This is a genomic window from Enterobacter sp. WP_7_1 (assembly GCF_003688535.1).
Classification (GTDB): domain Bacteria; phylum Pseudomonadota; class Gammaproteobacteria; order Enterobacterales; family Enterobacteriaceae; genus Enterobacter; species Enterobacter asburiae.
On the sequence record NZ_REFK01000003.1, the window covers coordinates 151,179 to 176,161 of the forward strand.

24 protein-coding genes are annotated in these 24,983 nt (G+C 57.5%); 6 read left to right on the forward strand and 18 right to left on the reverse strand.

Annotation, left to right across the window (positions count from 1 at the left end; genetic code table 11):
• Window positions 1-12 precede the first annotated feature (12 nt).
• Together pflB and BJ885_RS13870 are read left to right on the forward strand one after the other, a co-directional pair.
• Window positions 13-2,307 carry a formate C-acetyltransferase gene (pflB, locus tag BJ885_RS13865; RefSeq protein WP_121932139.1) on the forward strand — a complete coding sequence of 765 codons (2,295 nt, stop codon included), beginning with the start codon at window positions 13-15 and terminating at the stop codon, window positions 2,305-2,307.
• Between the two features lie 152 nt (window positions 2,308-2,459).
• Window positions 2,460-2,870: a Spy/CpxP family protein refolding chaperone gene (locus tag BJ885_RS13870; protein ID WP_121932140.1), complete on the forward strand. Its 411-nt coding sequence runs from the start codon at window positions 2,460-2,462 to the stop codon at window positions 2,868-2,870.
• A 90-nt stretch (window positions 2,871-2,960) separates the two neighbouring features.
• Here BJ885_RS13870 and BJ885_RS13875 read toward each other — a convergent pair whose 3' ends face one another.
• A complete protein-coding gene (locus tag BJ885_RS13875) occupies window positions 2,961-3,662 on the reverse strand; it encodes a pirin family protein (protein ID WP_121932141.1) in 702 nt (233 codons plus the stop codon).
• Between the two features lie 104 nt (window positions 3,663-3,766).
• On the opposite strand from BJ885_RS13875, the gene BJ885_RS13880 reads away from it, so the two are divergent.
• Window positions 3,767-4,669 carry a LysR family transcriptional regulator gene (locus BJ885_RS13880; protein ID WP_029739659.1) on the forward strand — a complete coding sequence of 301 codons (903 nt, stop codon included), beginning with the start codon at window positions 3,767-3,769 and terminating at the stop codon, window positions 4,667-4,669.
• A 46-nt stretch (window positions 4,670-4,715) separates the two neighbouring features.
• On the opposite strand, the gene BJ885_RS13885 is transcribed toward BJ885_RS13880, so the two are convergent.
• From BJ885_RS13885 to BJ885_RS13935, 11 genes are all read right to left on the reverse strand, one after another.
• Complete coding sequence (locus tag BJ885_RS13885; protein WP_029739660.1) at window positions 4,716-5,081, reverse strand: DUF805 domain-containing protein; 366 nt, start codon at window positions 5,079-5,081, stop codon at window positions 4,716-4,718.
• Between the two features lie 106 nt (window positions 5,082-5,187).
• On the reverse strand, window positions 5,188-6,174 hold the full coding sequence (locus BJ885_RS13890; protein WP_033146724.1) for a glutathione S-transferase family protein: 987 nt from the start codon (window positions 6,172-6,174) through the stop codon (window positions 5,188-5,190).
• Between the two features lie 69 nt (window positions 6,175-6,243).
• Complete coding sequence (locus tag BJ885_RS13895) at window positions 6,244-6,636, reverse strand: DoxX family protein (RefSeq protein ID WP_023309292.1); 393 nt, start codon at window positions 6,634-6,636, stop codon at window positions 6,244-6,246.
• A gap of 252 nt (window positions 6,637-6,888) precedes the next feature.
• Entirely contained in the window at window positions 6,889-7,185 is a 297-nt protein-coding gene (locus BJ885_RS13900; RefSeq protein ID WP_121932142.1) for a YqjK-like family protein, read from the reverse strand.
• 2 nt (window positions 7,186-7,187) lie between these two features.
• A complete protein-coding gene (locus BJ885_RS13905; RefSeq protein ID WP_023333540.1) occupies window positions 7,188-7,580 on the reverse strand; it encodes a phage holin family protein in 393 nt (130 codons plus the stop codon).
• A 1-nt stretch (window position 7,581) separates the two neighbouring features.
• Window positions 7,582-7,887, reverse strand: coding sequence for a YqjD family protein (locus tag BJ885_RS13910; protein ID WP_008503141.1), 306 nt, complete (start codon window positions 7,885-7,887; stop codon window positions 7,582-7,584).
• Window positions 7,888-7,918: 31 nt separating this feature from the next.
• The gene (locus BJ885_RS13915; protein WP_029739662.1) at window positions 7,919-8,287 is read right to left on the reverse strand and encodes a DUF1090 domain-containing protein; all 369 of its coding nucleotides are present in this window, start codon (window positions 8,285-8,287) and stop codon (window positions 7,919-7,921) included.
• Window positions 8,288-8,429: 142 nt separating this feature from the next.
• Window positions 8,430-8,813 (reverse strand): EnvZ/OmpR regulon moderator MzrA, encoded by a 384-nt coding sequence (gene mzrA, locus BJ885_RS13920; RefSeq protein WP_023309290.1) that lies wholly within the window; start codon window positions 8,811-8,813, stop codon window positions 8,430-8,432.
• A 2-nt stretch (window positions 8,814-8,815) separates the two neighbouring features.
• The gene (gene yqjA, locus BJ885_RS13925; protein WP_023309289.1) at window positions 8,816-9,478 is read right to left on the reverse strand and encodes a DedA family general envelope maintenance protein YqjA; all 663 of its coding nucleotides are present in this window, start codon (window positions 9,476-9,478) and stop codon (window positions 8,816-8,818) included.
• A gap of 344 nt (window positions 9,479-9,822) precedes the next feature.
• Window positions 9,823-10,599 carry a transcriptional regulator ExuR gene (exuR, locus tag BJ885_RS13930; protein ID WP_023309288.1) on the reverse strand — a complete coding sequence of 259 codons (777 nt, stop codon included), beginning with the start codon at window positions 10,597-10,599 and terminating at the stop codon, window positions 9,823-9,825.
• A gap of 115 nt (window positions 10,600-10,714) precedes the next feature.
• Entirely contained in the window at window positions 10,715-12,013 is a 1,299-nt protein-coding gene (locus tag BJ885_RS13935) for an MFS transporter (RefSeq protein ID WP_121932143.1), read from the reverse strand.
• A gap of 475 nt (window positions 12,014-12,488) precedes the next feature.
• Between BJ885_RS13935 and uxaC the strand changes: the two genes are divergently transcribed.
• Window positions 12,489-13,901, forward strand: a complete 1,413-nt coding sequence (gene uxaC, locus BJ885_RS13940) for a glucuronate isomerase (RefSeq protein ID WP_029739666.1) — start codon at window positions 12,489-12,491, stop codon at window positions 13,899-13,901.
• Between the two features lie 17 nt (window positions 13,902-13,918).
• Window positions 13,919-15,406 carry a UxaA family hydrolase gene (locus BJ885_RS13945; RefSeq protein ID WP_121932144.1) on the forward strand — a complete coding sequence of 496 codons (1,488 nt, stop codon included), beginning with the start codon at window positions 13,919-13,921 and terminating at the stop codon, window positions 15,404-15,406.
• A gap of 138 nt (window positions 15,407-15,544) precedes the next feature.
• Here the strand turns inward: BJ885_RS13945 and sstT are convergent, their stop codons facing one another.
• The 4 genes from sstT to BJ885_RS13965 form a co-directional block, all read right to left on the reverse strand.
• Window positions 15,545-16,786, reverse strand: a complete 1,242-nt coding sequence (gene sstT, locus BJ885_RS13950; protein ID WP_029739668.1) for a serine/threonine transporter SstT — start codon at window positions 16,784-16,786, stop codon at window positions 15,545-15,547.
• Between the two features lie 271 nt (window positions 16,787-17,057).
• Complete coding sequence (locus BJ885_RS13955) at window positions 17,058-18,026, reverse strand: TerC family protein (protein WP_121932145.1); 969 nt, start codon at window positions 18,024-18,026, stop codon at window positions 17,058-17,060.
• 250 nt (window positions 18,027-18,276) lie between these two features.
• Window positions 18,277-19,275: a Gfo/Idh/MocA family protein gene (locus BJ885_RS13960; RefSeq protein WP_121932146.1), complete on the reverse strand. Its 999-nt coding sequence runs from the start codon at window positions 19,273-19,275 to the stop codon at window positions 18,277-18,279.
• 70 nt (window positions 19,276-19,345) lie between these two features.
• Entirely contained in the window at window positions 19,346-19,849 is a 504-nt protein-coding gene (locus BJ885_RS13965; protein WP_121932147.1) for a YgjP-like metallopeptidase domain-containing protein, read from the reverse strand.
• A gap of 83 nt (window positions 19,850-19,932) precedes the next feature.
• On the opposite strand from BJ885_RS13965, the gene rlmG reads away from it, so the two are divergent.
• A complete protein-coding gene (gene rlmG, locus BJ885_RS13970; protein WP_023333530.1) occupies window positions 19,933-21,069 on the forward strand; it encodes a 23S rRNA (guanine(1835)-N(2))-methyltransferase RlmG in 1,137 nt (378 codons plus the stop codon).
• A 106-nt stretch (window positions 21,070-21,175) separates the two neighbouring features.
• Here rlmG and BJ885_RS13975 read toward each other — a convergent pair whose 3' ends face one another.
• Window positions 21,176-23,197 (reverse strand): NADPH-dependent 2,4-dienoyl-CoA reductase, encoded by a 2,022-nt coding sequence (locus BJ885_RS13975; RefSeq protein ID WP_121932148.1) that lies wholly within the window; start codon window positions 23,195-23,197, stop codon window positions 21,176-21,178.
• A 178-nt stretch (window positions 23,198-23,375) separates the two neighbouring features.
• Window positions 23,376-24,971, reverse strand: a complete 1,596-nt coding sequence (gene lsrK, locus BJ885_RS13980; RefSeq protein ID WP_047646400.1) for an autoinducer-2 kinase — start codon at window positions 24,969-24,971, stop codon at window positions 23,376-23,378.
• Window positions 24,972-24,983: the final 12 nt, after the last annotated feature.

The window sequence follows — 24,983 nt, forward strand, 5'->3', positions numbered from 1 at the left end:
AGCGAGAAACACATGAAAGTAACAATCGATACGGGCGTCGCGCCCTACAGCGACGCATGGGCCGGGTTTCGCGGTGAAGAATGGAAAAACGCCGTCAACGTTCGCGATTTTATTCAGCATAACTACACCCCTTATGAAGGCGATGAAGCTTTCCTCGCGCAGGCGACGCCAGCAACGACGGCGCTGTGGCAGAAGGTAATGGTCGGCATTCGCCAGGAGAACGCCACCCACGCCCCGGTGGATTTTGACACCAACATTGCCACCACCATTACGGCCCACGGGCCGGGCTATATCGACCAGGATCTGGAGACGATCGTTGGTCTGCAAACCGATAAGCCGCTCAAGCGTGCGCTGCACCCGTACGGCGGGATCAACATGATCCGCAGCTCGTTCGAAGCCTATGGCCGGGAGATGGATCCGCAGTTCGAATACCTGTTTACCGACCTGCGCAAAACCCACAACCAGGGCGTGTTTGACGTCTACTCCCCGGAGATGATGCGCTGCCGTAAATCCGGCGTGTTGACCGGTCTGCCGGACGGCTACGGGCGCGGACGCATCATCGGCGACTATCGCCGCGTGGCGCTATACGGGATCGCTTATCTGGTGCGCGAGCGCGAACTTCAGTTTGCCGAGCTGCAGGGCAGGCTGGAGCGCGGTGAAGATCTGGAAGCCACGATCCGCCTGCGTGAAGAGCTGGCGGAGCACAGGCGCGCGCTGCTGCAGATCCAGCAGATGGCGGCGAACTACGGCTTTGATATCTCACGCCCGGCGATGAACGCCCAGGAAGCGGTGCAGTGGGTCTATTTTGCCTACCTTGCCGCGGTGAAATCCCAGAACGGCGGAGCGATGTCGCTGGGGCGCACGGCCTCGTTCCTCGATATCTACATTGAACGAGATATGCAGGCGGGGCGCCTGAATGAAGTCCAGGCGCAGGAGCTGATCGACCACTTCATCATGAAGATCCGCATGGTGCGCTTCCTGCGCACGCCGGAGTTTGACACGCTCTTCTCCGGCGATCCGATCTGGGCGACGGAAGTGATCGGCGGCATGGGGCTGGACGGGCGCACGCTGGTGACCAAAAACAGCTTCCGATATCTTCACACGCTGCACACCATGGGGCCTGCGCCGGAGCCGAACCTGACGATCCTCTGGTCTGAACAACTGCCGATCGCGTTCAAGAAATACGCCGCGCAGGTGTCGATCGTCACCTCTTCGCTGCAGTATGAGAACGACGATCTGATGCGTGCGGACTTCAACAGCGACGACTACGCCATTGCCTGCTGCGTCAGCCCGATGGTGATCGGCAAGCAGATGCAGTTCTTTGGCGCGCGCGCCAACCTCGCCAAAACGCTGCTGTACGCGATCAACGGCGGGGTGGACGAGAAGCTGAAGATCCAGGTCGGCCCGAAAACCGAGCCGCTGCTGGACGACGTGCTGGATTACGACACCGTGATGGCGAGCCTCGATCACTTTATGGACTGGCTGGCGGTGCAGTACATCAGCGCCCTGAACCTCATTCACTACATGCATGATAAGTACAGCTACGAAGCCTCGCTGATGGCGCTGCACGACCGGGACGTCTATCGCACCATGGCCTGCGGCATTGCCGGGCTGTCGGTGGCCGCAGATTCCCTGTCGGCCATTAAATACGCCACGGTGAAGCCGGTGCGCGACCATACCGGACTGGCGGTCGATTTCGTGATTGAAGGGGACTATCCACAGTATGGCAACAACGACGACCGCGTGGACAGCATCGCCTGCGACCTGGTGGAGCGCTTTATGAAGAAAATTCAGGCGCTGCCAACCTACCGCAACGCGGTGCCAACCCAGTCGATCCTGACCATCACCTCCAACGTGGTTTACGGTCAGAAGACCGGGAACACGCCGGACGGACGCCGCGGCGGAACGCCGTTTGCGCCTGGCGCGAACCCGATGCACGGCCGCGACAGAAAAGGGGCCGTGGCCTCGCTAACGTCGGTGGCCAAGCTGCCGTTCACCTATGCGAAAGACGGGATCTCCTACACCTTCTCCATCGTGCCGCAGGCGCTGGGCAAGGACGAGCTGGTGCGAAAAACCAACCTGGTGGGGCTGCTGGACGGGTACTTCCATCACGAAGCGTCCATTGAGGGCGGTCAGCATCTGAACGTCAACGTCATGAACCGGGAAATGCTCCTCGATGCCATTGCGCATCCCGAGAATTACCCAAACCTGACGATCCGCGTTTCAGGCTATGCGGTACGTTTTAATGCGCTGACGCGCGAGCAGCAGCAGGATGTGATTTCGAGGACGTTTACCCAATCTATCTGATGACATTCAGGTCTCATGCCCTCTCAACCCTGGGGGCATTTTTTTGCCCGCTAAACATACAAAATTGTTTATATAATTATTCACACATATTCATCCGCTCTTGAAAAACAATACGCCTGCTTTTCCCTATCACAGCATGTAAGGACAGTAAGATGATGAAAATGACCCGTATTGCGCTGGTCGCCGCCTCGCTGGCAGTGTGCAGTTTTACGGCAAAGGCCGCGAACGTTGAGGCTGCCCCGTCTCCCTCGCAGGATCCGCTGGTACAGCACCTGAAGCTCAGCAATGAGCAGGTTAAGAAGATTGAAGATCTGCATAAGCAGCTGGAACAAAATGTCAGTAAGATCCCGATGAAGGGAGTGAAGGACGGCGCGCTGATTGACATGTTCCAGGCGGGTAAATGGGACGAAAGCACGGTGAAAAGCCAGCTTGCTGCCTTTAGCAAAATTGAAGAGCAGACCCGCTATTACCGCGTGAAATATTACTTCGACGTCAGCCAGGTGTTGACGCCGGAACAGCGTAAGCAGATTAGAACCGATATGGCTAACGCGCTGGCAGAGTGATTTCGTACGTCGCATACGGCGCCGGATAATTCTCCCGTGGCTCGACCGGTTCCCTCTCCCACTGGGAGAGGGTTAGGGTGTGAGTATTTTCTAAACCGGCAAATCAATCAGCAGCGCGCGCAGCGGCGTATCCGCCACCAGGGTGATATTCGCTTCATCACAAATAAACGCCCCGTCGCCGCAGGTGAGCGCTTCTTTCTCTTCCGTGTGCGTCACCGCATGTACCGTACCGTGAATAGACTGTAAATAGGCGCGCGGACCATGAAGCTGGAAGCTCGCCTGTTCACCTTTCTTCAGTTCGATATGGTGCAGCCACACCTGCTGGCGCAGCTGCAGGCTACCTTTACTGCCGTCCGGCGATGCAATCAGCTGCTGCTTATCGCCCGTTAAATCTAACTTCTGCACCAGCGGATTTTCACGCTCGGGGCAGGCGTCCAGCCACAGCTGCATACGGGTCAGCGTTTTGTCTTTGCTGAGGTTATGTTCGCTGTAGCTGATGCCCGGCTGCGTGGAAATTAACAACGCTTCGCCAGCCTTTGCCTGGACATGATTGCCCTCGCTATCGCGGTATTCTGCCTCGCCTTCCAGGATCAGGTTCAGGATATCGACTTTCGGGTACGTACGCGGCTGGAAGGAGGCGCCCGGGGCGAGCACTTCCTGGTTTAACACGCGCAGTGAAGCGTAACCGAGGAGTTTAGGGTCAAAGTAGTGTCCAAAGGAAAAGGTGTAGCGGGCCTGCAGCCAACCGAAATCGGCTTGTCCGCACTGTTTAGCTGTTCTTGTCGTAATCATAAACTTGACCTCTCTTTACACTAAAACAATGGTAAAGGTATGGACGCTGCATTGTTAGCCAGATATTCTGCCCGGTATGTTCAAATTTCCTGAATGAGAACGAGATGGCTAAAGAGAGAGCATTGACGCTTGAGGCGCTTCGCGTCATGGACGCGATTGACCGGCGCGGCAGTTTTGCGGCGGCGGCAGATGAGCTGGGGCGCGTTCCGTCTGCGCTAAGCTACACCATGCAGAAGCTGGAGGAAGAGCTGGACGTGGTGCTGTTTGACCGCTCCGGTCATCGAACAAAATTCACCAACGTGGGGCGAATGCTGCTGGAGCGCGGCCGCGTGCTGCTGGAAGCGGCGGACAAGCTCACGACAGACGCGGAAGCGCTGGCGCGCGGCTGGGAAACCCATCTGACGCTGGTGACGGAAGCGCTGGTGCCGACTGAAGCGCTGTTCCCGCTGGTGGACCGCCTGGCGGCGAAGGCCAATACGCAACTGTCAATCATCACCGAGGTGCTGGCAGGCGCGTGGGAACGTCTGGAGACGGGCCGGGCGGATATCGTCATTGCGCCGGACATGCACTTCCGTTCCTCATCAGAAATCAACTCGCGCAAGCTTTACAGCGTGATGAACGTCTACGTTGCCGCCCCCAATCACCCGATTCACCAGGAGCCGGAGCCGCTCTCGGAGGTGACGCGCGTGAAGTATCGTGGCGTGGCGGTGGCGGATACCGCGCGCGAGCGTCCGGTGCTGACGGTGCAGCTGCTGGATAAGCAGCCTCGTCTGACGGTGACCTCGCTGGAAGACAAACGGCAGGCGCTGCTGGCAGGTCTGGGCGTGGCGACCATGCCCTACCCGTTTGTGGAAAAAGACATTGCTGAAGGGCGGCTGCGCGTTGTCAGCCCGGAATATAGCCACGAGGTGGATATCATTATGGCGTGGCGTCGCGACAGCATGGGCGAAGCCAAATCGTGGTGTTTGCGCGAAATTCCGAAGCTTTTCACGCAATATAATAAATAAAATCGTATTTTGTAGGCCCGGTAAGCGAAGCGCTACCGGGCTTTTTTTATGCGCCGATTTTCGGATCCGGACCAAAGCGGTTTTCGCCCGGCGTCCCGCTCTGGCAGTTGAAAATTAAAATCACGATCCAGCCAATAATCGGGATCAGCAGCAGCAGTAACCACCACGCTGAACGATCGGTGTCGTGCAGTCGACGGAACAGCACCGCCCATGATGGCAGCAGGACTAACAGGCCATAAATGGTAGTCAGCACGCCTTCACCGCCAGCCCGCTCCCAGCCAAGAATTTTATCCACAATACCCAGCACCATAATGAGAATGAAGTTCACCAGAACGAACATCCAGTACTCTTTCCGGCGGGCACGACCACCAAATCCAATGTAGTTACGCAGTACTTTTAAATACCAGTCCATTTTCCTTGCCTCATTAGTCAGTCAATCACTTGTTTTCTAAGCGATCGAGGTAAGGATAGATGGAGATTGTGAATTAAAAAAGGGCATCTGTTGATGCCCTTAATATTTAGCCAAATCGGACGTCGCGCCCGTGAGGTTCATCCAGATCCTGCCACGGCCCAATGGAGATAATACCCGTCGGGTTGATGGTTTTGTGGCTGCGGAAATAGTGGGTGCGGATATGGTCGAAGTCGACCGTGTCGGCAATACCCGGCATCTGGTAGATGTCGCGCAGGAAACCATGCAGGTTCAGGTAATCGCTGATGCGGTGCTTGTCGCACTTAAAGTGGGTGACATAGACCGGATCGAAGCGAACCAGCGTGGTCCACAGGCGAATGTCCGCTTCCGTCAGGCGATCGCCCGTCAGGTAGCGATGCTGGCCCAGGATCTGCTCGAGACGCTCAAGCGATTCAAACACCTTTCCGACCGCTTCGTCATACGCTTCCTGGCTGGTGGCGAAACCGGCCTTGTAGACACCGTTGTTGACGTTGTCGTAAATCCAGCTGTTCAGCTCGTCAATTTTCTCACGCAGCTCAGCCGGATAGTAATCTCCGGCGCGGGCGCCGTGCGCGTCAAACGCGGTATTGAACATGCGGATGATTTCCGCAGACTCATTGCTGACAATCGTCTGGTTTTTCTTGTCCCACAGCACCGGCACGGTAACGCGCCCGGTGTAGTGAGGATCGGCGCGCAGATAGAGCTGGTAAAGGAAATCGTGGTGGTAAAGATCGTCGCCGGTCGCCGCGGGGAAATCACTGTCAAACGTCCAGCCGTTTTCCAGCATCAGCGGGTTCACGACCGAAACAGGAATTAAGGATTCGAGACCTTTAAGCTTGCGCACAATCAGCGTGCGGTGTGCCCACGGGCAGGCAAGCGAAACATAAAGATGATAACGGTCTTTCTCAGCCGCGAAGCCGCCTTCGCCGCTCGGGCCTGGCGCGCCGTCGGCGGTCAGCCAGTTACGGAAGGCCGAAACTGAGCGCTTGAAGCGACCTCCGGTGGATTTGGTGTCATACCAGACATCCTGCCATACGCCGTCTACGAGTTGTCCCATTTTTTCCTCCGTCAGATAGCAAAAGCGAGGAGATATCTCCTCGCTTTGTGTTCATTCAGTATAGCGTGCTTACCACTTCTTATTCAGAACGCGGTCAATGCTGTATGCGCCCGGGCCAGTAACGGCCAGCAGCAGGAAGCCACCCGCGATGGTCAGGTTTTTCATGAACATCAGAGAGTTCACGCCTTCCGCAAAGTTGCTGTGGAAGATGAACGCCGTCAGCACGGTGAAGCCTGCGGTAAACAGCGCGGTAGTACGGGTCAGGAAGCCGAACAGTACCGCCAGGCCGCCGCCGAACTCAAGAAGAATGGTCAGCGGCAGCAGGAACCCCGGAACGCCCATGGCTTCCATATACTGCTGGGTACCCGCATAACCGGTGATTTTTCCCCAACCTGCCACGATGAACAGAATTGGCATCAGAATACGCGCGACCAGTACACCAACATCTTCTAATTTTTTCATTTTACTCTCCAGGAAACCACATGAGCGGCTGAACATTATTTGTCTGCAATTCCGGGTAGATACCGCGGCGTTGCTGTCGATGGAGAGCATAATAAACGGGGCGGGTGGTAATTGTTAGCAAGGAAAACTGTCAATCTTCTTCAAAGATATTGAGTAAGGGGCGTGCGCGCTGGTGCCCTCACCTCAACCCTCTCCCTGTGGGAGAGGGCGCAAAAACAAAAAACGGTAACCTGGGTTACCGTTTTGCTTTTATCACCGCTGCTGCTGCTGCCGCAACGTTGCTTTCACCAGACGCCAGGCGCTCCAGGCGCCGAATCCACGACGAGCCCAGCGGATCAGCATATTCGGATGACGAACGGACCAGATAGCCATCACGCTGCTGCCGACCAGCGCCCATGAACGCAGGCTCAGGACGGTATTCCAGCCCCGGTCAAACCGTCGCGTTGCGTCAATCCAGTCGCGACGACTGGCAGACAGATCCAGCCTTTGCTGCTGGATCTGGCTTAGCAGGTACGCTTTTCGCTTTTGACGTTCGGCTTTACCGCTCACGGCTAGTCATCCTCCAGCAGAGCGCGATCGTTCGCCAGCTCCTGACGCGTATGGCGCAGGAAAGTGGACTTGCGCGCTTTACGCAGCGTCCAGATACCGCCTATCAACGCGGCGACCAGCAGAACGACGGTGGTGGCAATCATCGCGTTAAGACGATACTGCGGATCGATGGCCCAGATGATTAACACCATTAGGCTCATCAGACCAAACGCGGCGAAGAGCATGGTCAGCCCGAGCATCAGCAGCATCTGGAAGAGGTTCGCTTTCTCCTCCTCCAGCTCGACCACTGCCAGCCGGACGCGCGTTTCGGCAATCCCGACCAGCGTCGTTAAAATACGCTGGCCGATGCCGAGGACGTTGTTAGCAGGCCCTTGTGCGTGACGAGGATCTTCCATATCAACGACGCGTCAGAAGGACACCCAGTACCACACCCACTGCGGCACCAATCCCTACACCCGTCCATGGATTATCACGCACATATTCGTCCGCGCGCGCAGCCGCTTCGCGGGTCTGTTTCGCCAGCGCATCACCGGTTTCACCCAGGCGATAGCGGCTCTCTTTCAGCGCCTGCTCCGCCTTGCTGCGCAGTTTGCTGACCTCTTCTTTTGACTTGTCAGCAGAGGAGTTCAGCACCTCTTCAAGGGTATCGGCCAGGGATTTCAGTTCAGCGCGCAGATGTTCAGACGTCGTATCTTTTGACATGATTCTCTCTCCTGTTGAGATTTCCGTTAACTCAATAATCGCGAGCTTCCAGCGCTTTCAGGTCATCCTGCGCTTCTTTCAACTTCTTCTCGCGCTTAGCAATTTTTTCCGCATCTCCTTTCTCTTTCGCTTCCTGCAGGTCGCGACGGCGCTCGGCTATCTCGTCCTTCTGTTCAGCGATTTTCTTCTTGTGGTCGGCACGAAGCTTGCTGTCTGAACAGTTCGCTTTCACTTCGCTCAGCGCTTTTTTAAGACCATCAACACGGTGCTGATTGTTATGTTTTTCGGCATAACCGATCTCACGCTGAATATCCTGTTCTTTCTCCTGACAGAGAGAGCTTGCGAAGGATGCTGTGCTTAAAGAAAAAAGGGCCAGAGCCAGAGTCATGCGGAATTTCATTATCGAAACCTTCCATTGTGTTGCGGCGTTAGCCGCTATCCAAAGTTATGCGGAGTACATCGAGGGGTGCTCCGCGTACTTAAGCATAGTAAGTAAACGGGGGATTCACCAAAGTGAGTGAAAAGATTCGGAATCCTGGAAGTTATCCAAACCGATGCGACGTATCGCGAATCAATGAGAGCCAGGCTGCAGGCTGGCTGTCATCTTCCTGCTGGGCAATGATATACCCGTGCGGCAGGGTACGGTCGAGAACCACTTTCGCGGCGGCACTTTGCGCACGGGAATCAAACTTGATCAGTAAAACGTCGTCCTGCGGGGTGATGCTCTTAAAGCGGATCCCATTCGCATCCAGATGATGCCAGACAGAAAAACCGTCAGGCACGCTGGCGCCCTGGTTTACCGGGCGGATGGCCAGCGTCGATTCCTGATGCGAAAGCGCGCTCCATGCCAGCAGCATGGCGCTGAGGACGATCAGCGTAATCACGGCAACGGCAAAACGGCGCAGGGCGAGCGGTGAGATAACCATCGTTAGCCTCTGGCTCCGTATTTCTTCTTCCACAGGACAACCAGTGAGCCAATCAGGCCGAAGACCAGCAGAACCACAGGCAGCAGCATCAGGCAGGACATCAGCTGGTCTTCATATTTCATAAAGACCGGCGTTTTACCCAACGCATAGCCCAGCGTCGTCAAAATAAGCACCCATAGCAGGCCGCTCATCCAGTTAAAGAACTGGAAGCGCGCGCTGCTCAACCCCGACAGACCGGCAATGGTCGGCAACAGGGTGCGAACAAAGGCGATAAAGCGGCCAATCAGCAGCGCGGAAAGCCCGTGCTTGTGGAACAGGTGGTGCGCCCTCTGGTGATAATGCGCAGGAAGATGAGAGAGCCAGTTCTGGACGATCCGGGTATTGCCCAGCCATCTTCCCTGGATATAGCTCACCCAGCAGCCGAGGCTGGCCGCAACGGTCAGTAATAAAATGGTGTGCGGAAACGCCATCGCCCCTTTGGCACACAGCACGCCGACAAGCACCAGCAAACTGTCACCGGGCAGGAAGGCTGCAGGCAGCAAACCGTTCTCAAGGAACAGGATCATAAACAAGACGAAATAGAGCATGCCAATCATGGAAGGGTTGGCCAGCGTTTCAAAATCCTGCGCCCAGAGGGCATGCAGTAGTTGGGTCAAAAGTTCCATTCAGTGTTCCTGGAAATCGGTTAACGTCACGCCTGTTATCCGGGACAAACAGCACGGCGACATTGTTGTGATTTCATTATGGTCGCTCGCGGACACATTGCGGTGTGGCCAACACTGTTCCCTGTTAATTGGCTGGTTAGCAAGCACTAACTTACAAAATAAGGAATTGAATCCAATTGTAACAAAGCCCAACGTTCTGCGTCACAGAATTTGCAGGGTTGAGTTGATTTTGGCGTAAGCCCAGGAAGTGAGCGAGGGGATTTACAAAGGCTGACACTATATATGTTTTGCTTACCCATGTAAGCCGGAAGGCGCGACGTAGCGCCTGCCAGCAGAAAGGTCATCTATTTTGCGGCACTGGAAGCCGTATCGAGATGAACAACCGGATTATCGGCAAAAAGATAGCGGTCAGCGTTAAATTCGAAGTCATCGCTGGTTTCGTTGAACAGCATCTGCTTGGTGTTTTCCAGGTGCTGCCACATCGCCAGCTTAGCGGCATGCGGATCTTTACGAATCAGCGCCTTAAGGATTTGGTCGTGATCGTCGCACCAGTTGTCGACGGTACGGGAATCGATATGGTCGTGCAGTTTTTTCCAGTACGGGTTGTGAACGCGCTGAGTCCACATTTTTTCAACGATTGCCGCCAGCGCTGTATTTTGGGTTGCCAGAGCGACCTGAACGTGGAACTGAAGATCCCACTCTGAATCGCGGAAACATTTTTCCTTACGGGCATTCTCCTGGATCTCCATCAGCTTCATGATGTCCTGCTTGGTCACCTGCGTCGCCGCAAACTCTGCAATATTGCTTTCAATCAGCTGGCGAGCCTGGAGCAGCTCAAACGGGCCATAGCTGGCGAATTCCAGACTTTCGTCCGCGACGGGAGAGTGTTTCGGCAGATTAGAAATCACGTGAATGCCGGAGCCTTTGCGTACCTCAACGTAGCCTTCCACTTCCAGCATGATAATTGCTTCACGCACCACGGTGCGGCTCACGCTTTTTTCATCCGCGATAAAGCGCTCGGCGGGAAGTTTATCACCGACAAGATAGACCCCTTGCTCGATGCGATCTTTCAGCTCCGCAGCAAGTTGTTGATATAAACGACGTGGTTCGGTGATTTCCATATGCGCTCCAGGCAGGGTACGGCAGATGATTTGTTATACCACTTTTGCGTGCCACTCTCCAGATTTTGCCATTAAAAAAGCCGCCCGAGGGCGGCTTAGGTGAAACGTATTTTTGCTAACTCTGCGTAGCCGGTTTGCCGATGGACTCTTTCGCCAGCTCCTCTGCCGATTTGCTTTTCAGCACCGTCCAGATAACCACCGCACCCATCAGGTCGAAGATCGCCAGCACCGCGAACAGCGGGCTGAAGCCGATGGTATCCGCCAGTGCGCCGACCACCAGTGCGAACATCGTACTCGCGGTCCAGGCGGCCATGCCGGTCAGACCGTTGGCGGTTGCCACTTCGTTACGACCAAAGACGTCAGACGAGAGCGTAATCAGCGCGCCGGACAGGGACTGGTGCGCAAAGCCACCGATGCACAGCAGGGCAATGGCGATGTACGGGCTGGTGAACAGGCCGATCATGCCTGGGCCGATCATCAGCAGTGCGCCCATGGTCACCACCATCTTACGGGAAACGATCAGGTTCACGCCAAACCAGCGCTGGAACAGCGGTGGCAGGTAGCCGCCCACGATACAGCCCAGGTCAGCGAACAGCATTGGCATCCAGGCGAACATCGCGATCTCTTTCAGGTTAAAGCCGTAAACTTTAAACATGAACAGGGGGATCCACGCGTTAAAGGTACCCCAGGCTGGTTCAGCCAGGAAACGCGGCAGGGCGATACCCCAGAACTGACGGGTGCCCAGGATCTGCCAGACGGTCATTTTTTTGCCGTTGTTGGTCTGATGCTGTGCTTCCTGACCGCCAATGATGTATTCACGTTCTTCTTCGGAGAGTTTTTTCTGATCGCGCGGGTGTTTATAGAAAACCAGCCACGCCATCGCCCAGGCAAAGCTCAGCACGCCTGAGATGATGAACGCCATCTGCCAGCTGTGCATCACGATAGCCCACACCACCAGCGGCGGCGCTATCATTGCCCCGATGGACGAGCCCACATTGAAGTAGCCGACCGCAATGGAGCGCTCTTTCGCCGGGAACCACTCGGAGCTGGCCTTCAGGCCCGCCGGGATCATCGCGGCTTCAGCCGCACCGACCGCACCGCGCGCCAGCGCCAGTCCACCCCAGCTGCCTGCCAGCGCGGTTGCGCCGCAGAACACCGCCCAGGCGATGGCGAAGAAGGCATAACCGATTTTGGTACCGAGAATGTCCAGCACATAGCCAGCAACAGGCTGCATGATGGTATAAGCCGCGGAATAGGCGGCAATGATGTAGGAGTATTGCTGCGTGGAGATATGCAGCTCTTCCATCAACGTTGGCGCTGCTGCTGCCACGGTGTTACGCGTCAGGTAGCCCAGCACGGTGCCTAACGTCACCAGCGCGATCATATACCAACGTAACCCTTTAATTTTACGCATCTAAAACCTCATCGTTATGTTATTTCCGCGCCAGAGCACGGCAACCTCTCAACCGTTTCCGGGAGCAGTTGTGTAACGGGAGGGGCGTAACCAGGAGCATGTCCCGGAACGGCCCGAACCTTGCCATAAGTAAGCGTGCATAAGTCGGTATCCGTACCGTTAAACCCGATGTCTCTCACACCGGTAATGCATTCCGTCGGCTTATAGTTTGCGACGGCGAAAAGATAACTTGTCATACAACTTTAAAAGGTGAGTGACATCACAAATGTATGATTCTTTGTGGGGACATTATCTGTTGCGCGCAAAGCCAGTACTGGCGGGGGTTGCAGAAGGGTTTACTCCATTGAGGGTAATTTATTTGTTGGCGTTTATTGATCTCACTCACGAAAAAAGCTTCGGTTGGTGGAAATTGGTGTGATAACTTTGCAGCATATGAACATACGCTTTCTGCGCTCCCGTAATGAGGAAGACGATAATGACGCCGTTTATGACCGAAGATTTTCTGTTAGATACCGAATTTGCTCGCCGCCTGTACCACGACTACGCAAAAGACCAGCCGATTTTCGACTACCACTGCCATTTACCGCCGCAGCAGGTTGCCGAAAATTATCGCTTCAAAAACCTGTATGACATCTGGCTGAAGGGTGACCACTACAAATGGCGCGCCATGCGCACCAACGGTGTGGCTGAGCGCCTGTGTACCGGCGATGCGACCGACCGCGAGAAATTTGACGCCTGGGCGGCGACCGTTCCGCACACCATCGGCAACCCGCTCTACCACTGGACCCATCTTGAGCTCCGCCGTCCGTTTGGCATCACCGGCAAGTTGCTCTCCCCAACGACCGCGGATGAAATCTGGGATCGCTGCAACGCGCTGCTGGCGCAGGATAACTTCTCCGCGCGCGGCATCATGAAGCAGATGAACGTGAAGATGGTGGGCACTACCGACGATCCGATCGACTCCCTGGAACATCATGCCGTTGTCGCCAAAGACACCTCTTTTGATATCAAAGTGCTGCCAAGCTGGCGCCCGGACAAAGCCTTCAACATTGAGCAGGCCACCTTCACCGACTACATGGCGAAGCTGGCGGAAGTGTCGGATACCGACATCCGTCGTTTCGCTGATCTGCAAACCGCGCTGACCAAACGCCTGGATCACTTTGCGGCGCACGGCTGTAAAGTGTCTGACCACGCGCTGGACGTGGTGCTGTTTGCGGAATCAAACGAAGCCGAGCTGGACAGCATTCTGGCGCGTCGTCTCTCCGGCGAAGGCTTAAGCGAGCACGAAGTGGCGCAGTTTAAAACGGCGGTGCTGGTATTCCTCGGTGCGGAATACGCGCGTCGCGGCTGGGTACAGCAGTACCATATCGGCGCGCTGCGCAATAACAACCAGCGCCAGTTCAAACTGATCGGTGCGGATGTGGGCTTCGACTCCATCAACGACCGTCCGCTGGCGGAAGAGCTGTCCAAACTGCTGAGCAAACAGAACGAACAAAACCTGCTGCCAAAAACCATCCTGTACTGCCTGAACCCGCGCGATAACGAAGTGCTGGGTACCATGGTCGGCAACTTCCAGGGCGAAGGGATGCCGGGCAAGATGCAGTTCGGTTCCGGCTGGTGGTTCAACGATCAGAAGGACGGCATGGAACGTCAAATGACGCAGCTGGCGCAGCTGGGTCTGCTGAGCCGCTTTGTCGGCATGCTGACCGACAGCCGCAGCTTCCTGTCCTATACCCGTCATGAATATTTCCGCCGCATTCTGTGCCAGATGATTGGCCGCTGGGTGCACGCAGGTGAAGCGCCAGCGGATATACAGCTGCTGGGCGAAATGGTGAGAAACATCTGCTTTAACAATGCGCGTGACTACTTCGCCATTGAACTGAACTAAGGCCGTTTGAGGTTGATATGCAATACATCAAAATCCATTCGCTGGATAATGTGGCCGTCGCGCTGACGGATCTCGGTGAAGGCGACGTGGTGACCGTTGATAACCAGAGCGTCACCCTGCGTCAGGCGATCGTTCGTGGACACAAGTTTGCCCTGATCCCCATTGCGAAAGGGGAGAACGTGGTGAAGTACGGTTTGCCCATCGGTCATGCGCTGGCGGATATTGCGCCGGGTGAATATATTCACTCCCACAATACCCGCACCAATCTGAGCGATCTGGACGAGTACAGCTATCAACCTGATTTCCAGGCGGAAGCCGGGCAGGCGGCAGATCGTGAGGTGCAGATCTATCGTCGCGCCAGCGGCGACGTGGGGATCCGCAACGAGCTGTGGATCCTCCCGACCGTCGGCTGCGTGAACGGAATTGCGCGTCAGATCCAGACGCGTTTTCTGAAAGAGACCAACGATGCCGAAGGGACTGACGGCGTGCATCTGTTCAGCCACACTTACGGCTGTTCCCAGCTCGGTGACGATCACATCAATACCCGCACCATGCTGCAAAACATGGTGCGCCACCCGAACGCGGGCGCGGTGCTGGTGATTGGCCTGGGCTGCGAGAACAACCAGGTGGACGCCTTCCGCGACACGCTGGGCGAGTTCGATCCTGAGCGCGTGCATTTTATGGTGTGCCAGCATCAGGACGACGAAGTGGAAGCGGGCGTTGAACAGCTTCACCAGCTTTATGAGGTGATGCGCCATGACAGGCGCGAGCCGGGCAAGCTGAGCGAGCTGAAGTTTGGGCTGGAGTGCGGCGGGTCAGATGGCCTTTCCGGCATTACCGCCAACCCGATGCTGGGCCGCTTCTCGGATTACGTGATTGCCAACGGCGGCACGACGGTACTGACCGAAGTGCCGGAAATGTTCGGCGCGGAGCGTATTCTGATGAGCCACTGCCGCGACGAAGAGACGTTTGAGAAGACCGTCACCATGGTGAACGACTTCAAACAGTATTTTATCGCCCACAATCAGCCGATTTACGAGAACCCGTCGCCGGGCAACAAAGCGGGCGGGATCACTACGCTGGAAGAGAAATCCCTCGGCTGCACTCAGAAAGCGGGCGCGAGCCAGGTGGTTGACGTGCTGCGCTACGGCGAGCGCCTGAAAACCCACGGTCTGAACCTGCTGAGCGCACCGGGCAACGATGCGGTCGCCACCAGCGCGCTGGCGGGTGCCGGCTGCCATATGGTGCTGTTCAGTACCGGTCGCGGTACGCCTTACGGTGGTTTTGTGCCGACGGTGAAAATCGCCACCAACAGCGAGCTGGCGGCGAAGAAAAAGCACTGGATCGACTTTGATGCGGGCCAGCTGATTCACGGCAAAGCCATGCCGCAGCTGCTGACGGAGTTCGTGGACACTATCGTGGAATTTGCTAACGGCAAGCAGACCTGTAACGAGAAGAACGACTTCCGCGAGCTGGCGATCTTTAAGAGTGGTGTGACGCTTTAATCGGTGCGGCCTGATGCCCTCACCCTGGACCTCTCCCACGGGGAGAGGGTACAAAAACTAAAAACGGCAACCGTTGGTTGCCGTTTTTAGTTTACCCTGTAGGCCCGGTAAGGCGTAGCCGCCACCGGGCTTTTATTGTTAACTGCGCAGGGCGTTCTTCGCTAAACGCGCGTCTTCCGCCTGACAGGCCGCTGCGGTAAACAGCACGTCGGTAGAGGAGTTCAGCGCGGTTTCGCAGGAGTCCTGCAGCACGCCGATGATAAAGCCGACGGCCACAACCTGCATCGCAATCTCGTTCGGGATGCCGAACATATTACACGCTAGCGGGATCAGCAGTAGCGAACCGCCCGCCACGCCGGATGCGCCACAGGCACACAGTGACGCCACGACGCTCAGCAGCAGCGCGGTTGGCAGATCCACCGGAATGCCCAGCGTATGCACTGCCGCCAGGGTCAGCACGGTAATGGTGATTGCCGCGCCCGCCATGTTCACGGTTGCACCCAGCGGGATCGACACGGAATAGGTATCGCGGTCCAGGTTCAGCTTCTCCGCCAGCGCCATATTAACCGGAATGTTCGCCGCAGAGCTGCGGGTGAAGAAAGCATATACGCCGCTCTCGCGCAGGCAGGTCAGCACCAGCGGATACGGGTTGCGGCGGATCTGCCAGAACACCAGCAGGGGGTTGATCACCAGCGCCACCAGCAGCATACAGCCGACCAGCACAACCAGCAGCTGCGCGTAGCCCCACAGCGCGTCGAAACCGGTGGTTGCAAGCGTAGAGGAGACCAGCCCGAAAATCCCGATTGGCGCAAAGCGAATCACCAGCTTCACCATAAAGGTCACGGCGTTGGACAGATCGTTGACCAGGTTTTTCGTGGTGTCGTTACCGTGACGCAGCGCGAAGCCCAGACCAATCGCCCAGACCAGGATGCCAATGTAGTTTCCGCTCATCAGCGCGGTGATGGGGTTAGAAACCATGCTCATCAGCAGGCCGCGAAGCACTTCGACAATGCCGGATGGCGGCGTGATGTCACCGGCCGCGCTGGTCAGGTGCAGCGTGGACGGGAACAGGAAGCTAAACACCACGGCCGTTAAGGCAGCCGAGAAGGTTCCCAGCAGATAAAGGAACAGAATGGGGCGAATGTTGGTTTTTTGTCCGTGCTGGTGGTTGGCAATTGACGCCATAACCAGCATCAGAACCAGTACCGGTGCGACGGCCTTCAGTGCGCCAACGAAAAGGGTCCCGAGCAGCCCCGTGGCCTCCGCAGCAGGTTTTGACACCATCGCCAGCAGAATACCCAGCACCAGCCCGACCAGAATTTGTTTAACGAGGCTGCCCTGCGCCAGGCGCGCGAACAGACCGCTTGATTGTGTGCTCATACGTATTTCCTGAGTGAAATTGCGTTCCATCCCGGATGTGCTCTTAGTCACATTTATGTCCGGATGTAAGTAAATGTTTGCCTGGTCGAGTATAGGGAATGCGCGAAAGGAGGGAAGCGTAAAATGCTGGATTTTACGTGTTGCGTCATGTTTTTTAACTATTGGTTAACGAAAGTGCCGGGTGGCGCTACGCTTACCCGGCCTACACTGCATTTCCCCCTCTCCCTGTGGGAGAGGGTCGGGGTGAGGGCATCAGCCCGCACCGAACGCTTTATTCCACCTGCTGCTTCTTATCGTGCTGGCGGTTAACCCAGGTATTGATAATTAGCGTCACGATCAGAATGCCAAACACCACGCCGAGCGAAATGGCGATCGGGATATGGTAGAAATCGACGATCAGCATCTTGATACCGATAAAGACCAGGATCACCGACAGACCGTACTTCAGCATCGAGAAGCGCTCCGCCGCGCCTGCCAGCAGGAAGTACATCGCACGCAGGCCGAGAATGGCGAACAGGTTTGAGGTCAGGACGATGAACGGGTCGGTGGTCACCGCGAAGATCGCCGGAATGCTGTCCACCGCGAAAATCACGTCGCTCAGCTCAACCAGAATCAGTACCAGCAGCAGCGGAGTGGCAAACAGCAGGTCGTTCTTGCGCACGAAGAAGTGCTCACTCTCAATCTTGTCGGTCATGCGCAGATGCCCACGGATCCACTTCACCAGCGGGCGATCGCCAATCGCGGAGCCGTCTTCTTTCGCCAGCGCCATTTTGACCCCGGTGAACAGCAGGAACGCGCCAAAGACGTACAGCAGCCATTCGAACTGGGTAATCAGCCAGCTGCCGGCGAAGATCATGATGGTACGCAGGATAATCGCGCCCAGCACGCCGTAGACCAGCACGCGTCGCTGCAGGGCAGCAGGCACGGCAAAGTAGCTGAACAGCATCAGCCAGACGAAGACGTTATCAACCGCCAGGGCTTTTTCAATCAGATAACCGGTGAGGAAGGCGAGCGCCTGAGGGTCGGCCACCGCGCGGCCTTCGGTCGAGGCCAGGTACCACCAGAAGGCGGCACAGAACAGCAGGGAGAGGGTGACCCATACCAGAGACCAGGCCGCAGCCTGTTTGATGCTCATGCCGTGCGCGCCGCGACGGCCCTGCAAAAAGAGGTCGATCGCCAGCATGATGAGCACGACAACCGCGAATCCGCCCCACAACATTGGAGTGCCGACAGAATGCATACTATTTTCCTTACACATAAAAAACAAAAACGGCCATGGTCAGAAGACGATAGCCGTTAGCTTTTTATGCATAGACCTCGCCTTCCGGCAAGGTCTCACTTACAACCACGAAGGTTGCCCGGCGACCGGATGCGTGTTTAACGCATCGTAATGACGATCCACCGGCGAAGAAGTTACTCCCCTTTGCAGGTAACAAAATATGTCAGACCATTGGTTTCGTCAATGGTCTGCGCCGTTTCATTACACAGCTTTACGCGATAACTTCCGCGCTGACGCCGTCTGCCGGGAACACCACGCCGGTCTGGCGGCGGATCTCCGTTTGCAGCTTCGCCGTGGTGCGGCTCACCGCGAGGCCAGGGTGATTCACTTCATTGTCTTCCACCAGACGGGCGAAGACCTCTGCCTCATAGAGCATAGTGTTAATATGCTGAGGCTGCGTCAGCTCCTGCGCTTTGCCGCCGCGCGGCACAAAGCTCACTTTCTGGCTCTCGGAGATCTTCTCGATAACCAGCGAGCCCGCTTCGCCCTGAATTTCGCTCGGCAGCACGGAATCGCTCACCTTGGAGTGCTGCAGCGTGACGCTGAAATCACCGTAGTCCAGCACCGCTACACCGTGCGCATCCACGCCGCTCTCCAGCAGGCTGGCGGTGGCGCTGACGCCGTGCGGCTCGCCCCACAGGGCCACGGCGGAGGCCAGGCAGTAGAAACCGATATCCATAATCGAGCCGTTCGAGAAGGCCGGATTAAAGGTGTTCGGGTTCTCGCCGTCCAGATAACGCTGGTAGCGCGACGAGTACTGGCAGTAGTTGATAAAGGCTTTACGCACTTTGCCAATTTTCGGCAGAGACTGCTGCAGCAGCAGGAAATTCGGCAGGCTGGCGGTTTTGAACGCTTCGAACAGCACCACCTGGTTTTCGCGGGCAAGCGCAATGGCCGCTTCCACTTCCTGGATATTTGACGCCAGCGGCTTCTCGCAAATCACATGCTTTTTATGGCTGAGGAACAGCTTTGTCTGCGGGAAGTGCAGGGAGTTCGGGCTGGCGATATACACCGCGTCAATGGCGTCGCTTTGCGCCATCTCATCAAGCGAAGTGAAGAGATGCTCAACGAGGTAGTCGTTAGCAAAACTCTGCGCCTGCTCAAGGCTGCGGGAATAGACTGCGGTAAGTTTAAGTTTGCCGGTTTCGTGGGCGGCGTCGACGAACTGGCGTGTGATCCAGTTCGTTCCAATGACTGCGAAACGTATCATAAACGTTTACGTACTCCGTAGCGGGGAACCTTTAGCCACTGTAGCACGTCATCATGACAATTCGCGTGCGCTATTCCGCATTACCATTTAACGATAAATGCGTAAGCCACAAGCGGGTATCAAACTCCAGCTGGTGGTACTGCGGCTCCATGTGGCAGCAAAGTGAATAGAACGCTTTGTCGTGCTCTTTCTCTTTCAAATGCGCCAGCTCGTGGACGACGATCATCCGCAGAAACGCCTCCGGCGCGTTACGGAAAACCGTCGCGACGCGGATTTCGGCCTTCGCTTTCAGCTTGCCGCCCTGCACGCGGGAGATGGCGGTGTGCAGACCGAGCGCGTTTTTCAGCACGTGGATCTTGTTGTCGTACATCACCTTGTTGATCGGCGGCGCGCTCTTCAAATACTGGCTTTTCAGATCCTGCGTATACTGCCAGAGGGCCTTATCGGTCGCGAAATCGTGCGTGCCGGGATAGCGTTTTTCCAGCACCGCGCCGAGCTTCTGCTCGGCAATCAGGCCGCGAACCTGAGTCAGTAAATGCTCCGGATAGCCCTGGAGATAAGTAAGTTGGTTCATCAACGCCCCAAATCGACAATAAAACGGGTATACTCACGCACCCTTTTCAGGGATACGCCAAATTTTACCATTCAGGAGGGCCGATGAGCCACTTAGACAACGGTTTCCGTTCACTCAACCTTAAACGTTTCCCGGAAACGGACGACGTTAACCCGCTCATGGCGTGGGAAGCGGCGGATGAATATCTGCTGCAGCAGTTGGATGAGACTGAAATCCGCGGCCCGGTTTTGATCCTGAATGACGCCTTTGGCGCGCTGGGCTGCGCCCTGGCGGAGCACACGCCTTACAGCATCGGCGATTCCTACCTGAGCGAGCTGGCGACGCGTGAAAACCTGCGCCATAACGACATCGAAGAGTCCAGCGTGAAATTCCTCGACAGCACCGCGGATTACCCGCAGGCGCCGGGCGTGGTGCTGATCAAAGTGCCAAAAACCATGGCGCTGCTGGAGCAACAGCTTCGCGCGCTGCGTAAGGTCGTGACGCCTGAAACGCGCATTATCGCGGGCGCAAAAGCGCGCGATATTCACACCTCAACGCTGGAGCTGTTCGAGAAGGTCCTCGGCCCGACCACCACCACGCTGGCGTGGAAAAAAGCGCGCCTGATCAACTGTACCTTCAGCGCGCCAGAGCTGGCCGACGCGCCGGAGACCCTGAGCTGGAAGCTGGAAGGGACCGACTGGACCATCCACAACCACGCGAACGTCTTCTCCCGCACCGGTCTGGATATCGGGGCGCGTTTCTTTATGGAACATCTGCCGGAAAATCTGGAAGGTGAGATTGTCGATCTGGGCTGCGGTAACGGCGTGATTGGCCTGACGCTGCTGGCGAAGAACCCGGACGCCAGCGTGGTGTTCAGCGACGAGTCGCCGATGGCGGTGGCCTCCAGCCGTCTGAACGTGGAAACCAACATGCCGGAAGCGCTGGACCGCTGCGAGTTTATGATCAACAACGCGCTGTCCGGCGTAGAGCCGTTCCGCTTCAACGCGGTGTTCTGCAACCCGCCGTTCCACCAGAAGCACGCCCTGACGGATAACGTCGCGTGGGAGATGTTCCATCACGCGCGCCGCTGCCTGAAAATTAACGGCGAGCTGTACATCGTGGCGAACCGCCACCTGGACTATTTCCACAAGCTGAAGAAGATTTTCGGTAACTGCGTCACCATTGCGACGAACAACAAGTTCGTGGTGCTGAAAGCGGTGAAGCTGGGGCGTCGTCGGTAAGATTGTTATGTACGGCCTGATGCCCTCTCCCACAGGGAGAGGGCGCAAACACTAAAAACGGCAACTGGGTTGCCGTTTTGCTTTTACCCTACCGCCCGGCAATGTCCTAGATCGCCAGAGCCAACTTCGTCCCCTGCGCAATTGCCCGCCGCGCGTCCAGCTCCATCGCCACGTCGCACCCGCCGATCAAATGCACCGTTTTACCGGCTTCGCGCAGCGGATCGGCCAGATCGCGCTTTGGCTCCTGACCGGCACATAAAATGACATGATCCACGCGCAGCAGCTGCGGTTCGCCGCCGATTGTGACGTGCAGACCCTCGTCGTCGATCTTCTGATAGCTCACCGCCGGGATCATCTTCACCCCGCGTGAGAGTAGGGTGGCACGGTGGATCCAGCCCGTGGTTTTGCCCAGCCCTTCGCCCGGCTTGCTGGCCTTACGCTGCAGCATCACGATCTGGCGCGGGCTTTTCGGCAGCTGCGGCCCTTCCGGGCGCAGTCCGCCGGACTGATTCAGGCTGGTGTCGATACCCCATTCTACGCAAAACTCGGCAATGTTCTGGCTGGTGGCCTCGCCCGGCTGGCTTAAGTACATGGCGGTATCAAAGCCGATCCCGCCGCAGCCGATAATCGCCACCTTCTCGCCAACTGGCGTTTTGTCACGCAATACATCCAGATAGCTCAACACCTTCGGATGATCGATACCCTCGATCGCCGGCAGGCGCGGTACGATCCCGCTCGCCAGGATCACCTCGTCGAAACCGATCAGATCCGCCGCGCTGACAAACTGGTTAAGCCGCAGATCGACGCCTGTAAGCTCGATCATCCGGCGGTAGTAGCGCAGGGTTTCATAGAACTCCTCTTTGCCGGGGATCTGTTTGGCGATATTAAACTGCCCGCCAATCTCCGCCAGCGCATCAAACAGCGTCACGCTGTGCCCGCGCGAGGCGGCATTCACCGCAAACGCCAGGCCCGCCGGGCCAGCGCCCACCACGGCCAGGCGTTTTTTATTCACCGCCGGAACGACCGGCATTTTGGTTTCATGGCAGGCGCGCGGGTTAACCAGGCAAGAGGTGACCTTGCCGACGAAGATCTGATCCAGACAAGCCTGGTTACAGCCGATGCAGGTATTGATCTCATCCGCACGGCCGCTTTGCGCTTTGGAGAGCAGTTCGGCATCCGCCAGGAACGGGCGCGCCATCGACACCATATCGGCGTCGCCTCGCGAAATCACATCGTCCGCCACCTGCGGATCGTTAATGCGGTTAGTGGTGACCAGCGGAACAGACACTTTGCCCTTCAGCCTGCGCGTTACCCAGCTGAACGCCGCGCGCGGCACCGGCGTGGCGATGGTCGGGATGCGTGCTTCGTGCCAGCCGATGCCGGTGTTGATAATCGTGGCACCTGCGGCTTCAATCGCCTGCGCCAGCTGCACGGTTTCGTCGAACGTGCCGCCGCCTTCCACCAGGTCGAGCATCGACAGGCGGAAGACGATAATAAAGTCTGCGCCCGCACGTTCGCGCACCGCGCGCACCACCTCCACGGCAAAGCGCATCCGGCGGGCATAGTCGCCGCCCCATTCGTCGTCGCGCTGGTTGGTGCGGGCCGCGAGGAACTCGTTGATCAGATAGCCTTCTGAACCCATCACCTCCACGCCGTCGTAGCCCGCCTCGCGGGCCAGCGCCGCGCAGCGGGCAAAGTCGTCGATCAGCGCGAGGATCTCGTCATGGGTGAGGGCGTGAGGTTTAAAACGGTTAATCGGTGCCTGGAGGGCCGACGGTGCGACCAGGTTCGGCTGATAGCTGTAGCGTCCGGTGTGCAGGATTTGCAGGGCGATTTTACCGCCCTCGCGGTGTACCGCGTCGGTCACAATGCGGTGGTGCGGCAGCTGTGACGCATCGTTCAGGACCGCGCCGCCCTCCATGCCCACGCCGGAAGGCGCAGGGGCTACGCCGCCGGTGACAATCAGCGCCACCCCGTGGCGGGCGCGCTCGGCATAGAAGGCTGCCAGACGCTCGGCCCCGTCCGGATGCTCCTCCAGCCCGGTGTGCATCGAGCCCATCAACACGCGGTTTTTGAGTGTGGTGAACCCCAGATCGAGAGGGGCGAATAACGACGGGTAGCGGCTCATAGTCTCTTCCAGTGTAAAATTATTGTTATGTGGTCGGATGAGTTACTAATTTAGCCAGCGGGGAGTAAAAGGGAAAAGGCGAATGCAGTGATTGTGATGGAATTCAAATATTGGTGTGGCCTGATGCCCTCACCCTAACCCTCTCCCACGGGGAGAGGGGACGTAATCTCCCTCTCCCTCAGGGAGAGGGCCGGGGTGAGGGGGATGTCCGCACTAGCCCCGGTGCCTGCCACATCGACGTCGTCAGCCCGCTGTCCACCAGCCCAAGCTGGTCGGCGTACACCTCCTGCCATTTCTGCATCATGCCGTCGTACAGCTCGCGGTGCTGCGGGTTTGGCGTGAACTCGCGGCTCCACTTCACCAGCCGCTCGCCCGTCGAGGCCATATCCGCAAACAGACCCGCGCCGGTGCCAGCGGCAATCGCGCAGCCGAGCGCCGTCGCCTCTTTTACTTCCGGCACGCGCACCGGCAGCCCGGTCACGTCGCTTAAGATCTGGCTCCACAACGCCCCTTTGGCCCCGCCACCCGCAAACACCAGGCTCTCAAACGTCACGCCGGAGAAGCGCGAGATCTGCGCCAGGTTGCAGGCCGAGACGATCGCCGCGTTCTCCTCCAGGGCGCGGAACAGCGTCGCTTTGTTGCACTTTTCCGGGTCGATGGAGAGGTTAATAAACGACGGCGCGGCGTGGTACCACTGCTTAAAATGCATCGCGTCGGAAAATATCGGCATCACCCCGTGGGAGCCTGCCGGTACGCGGCTCGCCATCTCTTCCAGCAGGGAGTAGGTGTCCATCCCCATCCGCTCGGCAATCAGCTTTTCCTCGGCGCAGAAGGCGTCGCGGAACCAGCGCATGGTCAGCCCGGTAAAGAAGCTGATCGACTCCGCCTGCGCCATGCCGGGAATAACGTGCGGGTTCACGCGGATGTTCATCTCGGGGTCGGTGCGCACCTGCGGCAGGTTGACCACCTGCTGCCAGAAGGTGCCGCCCAGCACCGCCGTTTGCCCGGCGCGGACCACGCCCAGCCCCAGACAGCCCAGCTGCACGTCGCCGCCGCCCATCACCACCGGCGTGCCTTCGCGCAGGCCGCTCTGCTGCGCGGCCTCTTTGGTGATAGCGCCCAGCACGGTGCCGGTCTCTTTCACCGGGGAGAGGATATCGGCGCGCAGCCCGGCCATGTCGAGCAGCGCCGGACGCCAGTCGCGGGAAAACAGATCCAGCATGCCGGTGGTGCCCGCGTTAGACGGGTCGACCGCCAGCTCGCCGGAGAGCTTCGCCGCCAGCCAGTCGCTGATCATGGTGATGGTCGCGGCCTTGCGGTAAATATCCGGACGATGGTGCGCCAGCCAAAGGAGGCGCGGCATGGCGCTCAGCGCCAGCGTCTGGCCGGAAACTTCATACACCTCGGATTCAAAACGGTCGTCGTGGATCTCTTTGAGTTCGGCCACCTCGCGGCTGGCGCGGGCGTCGACGTTGGCGCAGGCCCAGATGGCCTCGCCGTTGCGGTCGTACAGCACGATCCCTTCGCGCATCGAGCAGCAGGCGACGGACTGAATATCCGCCGCGCTCAGGCGCGCGCGCTCCAGCGCCTGATGAATGCACCGGCAGGCCAGCCGCCAGTTGGTCTCGAGGTCGAACTCCATCGATCCCGGCACGTTCTCCACGCTCAGGTGCTTCCACTCGGCCTGGCCGACGGCAATCTGGTTGCCCTGTAAATCGAAAATAACGGCGCGAACGCTGCCTGTCCCTGCATCTAACGCTAAAAGGTAACTCATGAGCTTGCCTCG